This is a genomic window from Dietzia maris (assembly GCF_014144855.1).
Lineage (GTDB): Bacteria > Actinomycetota > Actinomycetes > Mycobacteriales > Mycobacteriaceae > Dietzia > Dietzia kunjamensis.
Map to the genome: position 1 here is coordinate 1 of NZ_JAALDN010000399.1, position 213 is coordinate 213.

General features: G+C 72.3%; 1 protein-coding gene. It reads right to left on the reverse strand.

Going from position 1 to position 213, the window contains the following annotated elements; translation table 11 throughout:
- Positions 1 to 213, reverse strand: a 213-nt coding sequence (locus G6024_RS13035; RefSeq protein ID WP_478213493.1) for an AMP-binding enzyme, incomplete at both ends; no start/stop codon positions are given.

Genomic DNA, 213 nt, shown 5'->3' on the forward strand with positions numbered 1-213 from the left:
CCGGCGCGCTCCTTGCGCAGCAGGAACCGCTGGATCTTGCCCGACGGGGTCTTGGGCAGCTCGCGGACGAAGTGGATCCGGCGCGGGAAGGCGTGGGCGGCGAACTCCGTCTTGACCCACTTCTGTAGGCCGGACTCGGCCTCCGGGCCACCCTCCACGCCGTCGCGCAGGACCACGTACGCCTCGAGGACCTCCCCGGCCAGGTCGTCGGGG